Source organism: Wolbachia endosymbiont of Drosophila bicornuta, assembly GCF_028982105.1.
Taxonomy (GTDB): domain Bacteria; phylum Pseudomonadota; class Alphaproteobacteria; order Rickettsiales; family Anaplasmataceae; genus Wolbachia; species Wolbachia pipientis.
Map to the genome: position 1 here is coordinate 23,643 of NZ_JAPQLF010000138.1, position 4,325 is coordinate 27,967.

Below are 4,325 nucleotides of genomic sequence, written 5' to 3' on the forward strand. Positions count from 1 at the left end.
TTTAATCTGCAGATTGGCGAAAGCAAATACAATAGCTTCAGTTTCATGATAAGGGGGCTGGCGGAGTTTGTCAAGGAAGTTTTTTCGTTTCTGCAGGCTACTTTCCGACACCAGTGGTGTTAAGTATTCGTACAGTTATTGGTGTTATCAAGATACTCCCTAATCTTCTTCAAATCCTCCCAGGCTAAACGTTTTTGTGCCGGTTGGCGAAGTAGGTAAGCTGGATGAAATATAGCTGCTGTGGTGATTGAATTGGACAAATATTGGTTAGTGTACGTATGAAATCTGCCACGCAAATTCGATATAGTTTTTGTGCTGTCAAGAAGGCTATAACATGCGATTCCCCCGACCAAAATTAAAATTTGTGGTGAAACTAGTGCAACGTGTTTTTCGACAAATGGTCTGCACATATCAAGCTCTAGGTCGGTTGGCTTTCTATTGCCAGGTGGACGCCAAAATACAGCATTGCTTATGTATACCTTAGTGCGATCAAGATTGATTGCATTTAACATTTTATCGAGCAACATTCCACTTGCACCACAAAATGGTATGCCTTGAAGGTCTTCATTTGCTCCTGGAGCTTCACCAACGAGCATAATTTTTGCATTTGGATTACCATCGGAAAAGACAGTATTAGTTGCAGTTTTTTTTATCTCACAACCTTCAAATGATTCAACTGCACTTCTTAATTCATCCACACTACCACATTTACCTGCAAGTTTCCTTGCTTCAATTATCCAATCACTTGGAAACATGTCTTTCCCATCTTTAGTGTCATTCCAGCGCATATCTGCATCTTTCTTCTTGGTCCCAGTTTGGATAACAGAGGGTTGTACACTCTCTTTGCTCTCCAATTTTTTTTCCTCTTCACCCTCCATTAGTGTGCAATCAACGCCCACTTCATGGTAAAATTTTAATAATTCTAGGTCTTTATTGCTCATAATGCTTTTTAACCTTTTGTGCTTTTTTCATGGCCATATCATACTTTAATTTAGATAAATGTCTAATATATAATATGCCGTTTAAGTGATCTAATTCATGCTGAATACACCTTGCAAGCCAACCACTAGCTTTTAGCGTCTGTTCTTCGTTATTTAAGTCTCTGTATTTCACAGTTAAATACTTTGGACGCTTAATTTCATAGCTTTGCTCTGGAATTGAAAGGCACCCTTCCTTGAGAGTCACTTGTTCATCGGATAATTCTGTAATCTCAGGATTAATCATGTAAAATTTGCCAGTTGAGCCATATCCTGCTGGCTCATTTTCAATCGTTTCTAGCTGAATATCCATAACAAAAATTCTCTTTAACACTCCAACTTGCACTGCAGCAAGGCCAAGACCTTCTGCATCATACATAGTTTCGAACATGTCGTTTACTAATTCTTTAATTTTATCGTTTATATCTGTTACTTCACTGGCACGTGTGATTAGTCTTTCATCAGGGGCAATTACAATTGGTAATATGGACATAAAAATTGTAATTCTATGTTTTGCTTTTCCTTTTGTCCAGAATTTAGTGTATATTAAAATGTTGCTATATCTATAATAGAAATATAAATTATTAAAGAAAGCTACAATTTAAATGAAATTGCGTAATAAGGTTAACTAATGTACTCTGCAGTAATAGCAAAACCAAAGAGAAATGTTTTTGCTGTTTTAGACATAGGTACAACAAAGATTATTTGTCTAATCGTTAAAATAAATGGCAATTTCAGCTATAAAGTAACAGGAACGGGCTATAAGATTGCAGAAGGTGTAAACGGTGGGTCGATAACTAATGTAAAACACGCAAATTACTCCATCTCATCAACTATAGGTTTAGCTGAGCAAGTGTCAGAGGAAACTATAGACCAGATATATGTGACCATTGCTGGATGTGGCATCTCATCTTTCAATGCACATAATGAAATTATTGCAGCTAATCATGAAATTTCTGACCGGGATATAAAACGTGTAGTTTTTCAGACGTTTGAGAAATATATTGAAGAAAATGTTATCATTCACAATATACCACTGAAATATCACTTAGATGACATGACTGACATAAAAGAAGTTGTTGGATTGTACGGAAAAAGACTATCTGCTGATGTTAATGTTGTCACTGCTTCGCGTCCAGCGCTTACCAATATTGAAAACTGTATTACCAATAATGGTGGATTAAATATGGCAGGTTGTATTGCTTCTGCATATTCTGCAGGTCTTGCGTGTCTCAGTGAAGATGAAAAAGAGCTCGGGACTGCTATTGTTGATATAGGCGGTGGGTGCACTGCAATTGGAATTTTCAAAAGAGGGAAACTTGTGTATGCAAGCAGCGTTCCAATTGGTGGCGTTCATATCACTCGAGATATTGCTTACGGGCTATGCACAAGCATAGAACGTGCAGAGTATATAAAAATACTGTATGGTAGCACTATCGTAACTTCAATAGATGAGAATGAGTACATTACAATGCAAAACAACGAAAATGATGAACCTACTCAAGTATTCAAATCTGAGCTTATTAACATCATAAGACCAAGAGTTGAAGAAATACTTGAAATGGTAAGAGAGCAATTTCAAGAGCAGAAAGATCCAATTAATAAAGTAGTGATTACAGGCGGAACTAGTCAACTCACAAGCATGAAGGAAATTGCAGGCTATATATTCAATAAGCAAGTTCGAATTGGGTGCCCTGAGTCTTGTAGCGGTCTTGATGGCGAATATGATAAAAATCCTGTATTTTCTGCTGCTATAGGCTCTATAAAGCTAATAGTTGACACTTTTTATAAAAATAATTCTGGTGTTTTAGGTCAGGATGGTAAAATGAGTAAATTGTATAATTGGGTTAAATCAAAAGTTACAGTCTAGATTTCTGTTTTACCACCTTTCATATAAATGACTTGACACTAGGATCCATAGGACTTATTTTTATAATATGTAAAATTATTATGTTTATGTACTTGCGAGTAAGCGTACCAATTACAATAAGACATGGAAAATATGAACATAACTATACACTCACAAGAAGATTTTGAATTTATGCGCAAGGCTGGCAGGCTTGCTGCTGAAACTCTTGATTTCATTGCACCGTACGTAAAGGTAGGGGTGACAACTAATGAGTTAAATGATCTATGTCATGATTTTATAATTAATGCAGGTGCAATTCCAGCACCACTAAACTATAGGGGGTATCCAAGATCGATTTGCACTTCAAAAAATGCAGTTGTGTGCCATGGTGTTCCAGATAATAAACCACTTAAAGATGGAGATATTTTAAATATTGATGTCACGGTGATTTTAAATGGCTGGCATGGTGATACAAGTCGCATGTTTTGGGTTGGCAAGCCATCAATAAAAGCAAAACGCTTGTGTGACGCTACTTATCATGCATTGATGGAAGCAATCAAACAAGTTAAGCCCGGCAATAAGTTAAATGAAATAGGGCTTGCTATAGAGAAATATATTAGAGATTTTGGATATTCTATCGTACGCAGCTACTGCGGACATGGTATAGGAAAAGTCTTTCATGCTCCACCAAATGTAGTGCATTTCTATGATCAAGATGAAAATCTCGTCTTGAAGGAAGGTATGTTTTTTACAATAGAGCCAATGATTAATGCTGGAAAACATGAGACTCTGCTCAGTAAACTCGATGACTGGACAGTAACAACACGCGATCTTTCACTTTCTGCTCAATTTGAGCATACGATTGGAGTAACAAAAGATGGTGCTGAAATATTCACATTATCACCTAAGAATTGGCATTTCCCACCTTATAATTAGATTTTTTTAAATTCTGCTATACTGCAACTATACTTGGTTTACTTTGGGTAATTTTGAAGAAAGCTCACCCTTAATTTGCGATATAGCAACTAGCCCAATTAATGCACAGAAAATCATGTAAAAACTAGCTGAAGTCTCTTGTCCTGTAACCTTGATAATTGTTGTGCATATAAATGGTGCAAGGCCGCCAAAAAATCCAGCAGCTATATTTCTTGATAAACCAAATCCACTGTACCGAACCTTTGTTGGAAATATAGCACTTCTCGCAATAGTCCGAATAGGATAAGATATGTGCTTATGGCTATGGTAGAACAGTAGCATATTATGATCTGTTCGGATTATTGTAAAAAGAGCTATAAACGGTGGAGGATTGATGATGCACTTACCACACGTATAAATATTGTCTGAGATTACTACGCCACAAACATTGCAGTAATGCTTAGTTAGAAAATTGATTTTTTTGTTGCATTCACTACACAGATTAAGATTTTCATCAATGATACATTCGCAACTTACGCATACGCTTGGAAATATGAGATTTGTAGCTTTTTTTAGTAAGAGAA

Annotated in this window: 5 protein-coding genes; 2 read left to right on the top strand and 3 right to left on the bottom strand. The window is 36.3% G+C overall.

The features are described 5' to 3' along the window. Positions 1–119: 119 nt before the first annotated feature. Entirely contained in the window at positions 120–941 is an 822-nt protein-coding gene (locus OZD68_RS06480; RefSeq protein ID WP_182309146.1) for a uracil-DNA glycosylase, read from the bottom strand. Continuing rightward, positions 931–1,470, bottom strand: a complete 540-nt coding sequence (gene def / locus OZD68_RS06485; protein ID WP_182309147.1) for a peptide deformylase — start codon at positions 1,468–1,470, stop codon at positions 931–933. The genes OZD68_RS06480 and def overlap by 11 nt, the downstream gene beginning before the upstream one ends. A gap of 138 nt (positions 1,471–1,608) precedes the next feature. Here def and ftsA point away from each other — a divergent pair, with 138 nt between their 5' ends. Together ftsA and map are read left to right on the top strand one after the other, a co-directional pair. After that, complete coding sequence (gene ftsA / locus OZD68_RS06490; protein WP_182309148.1) at positions 1,609–2,847, top strand: cell division protein FtsA; 1,239 nt, start codon at positions 1,609–1,611, stop codon at positions 2,845–2,847. A 132-nt stretch (positions 2,848–2,979) separates the two neighbouring features. Next, positions 2,980–3,762, top strand: a complete 783-nt coding sequence (gene map / locus OZD68_RS06495; RefSeq protein ID WP_182309149.1) for a type I methionyl aminopeptidase — start codon at positions 2,980–2,982, stop codon at positions 3,760–3,762. Between the two features lie 27 nt (positions 3,763–3,789). On the opposite strand, the gene OZD68_RS06500 is transcribed toward map, so the two are convergent. After that, the coding region (locus OZD68_RS06500) for a double zinc ribbon domain-containing protein (protein ID WP_275009274.1) at positions 3,790–4,325 on the bottom strand (536 nt) is incomplete at its 5' end.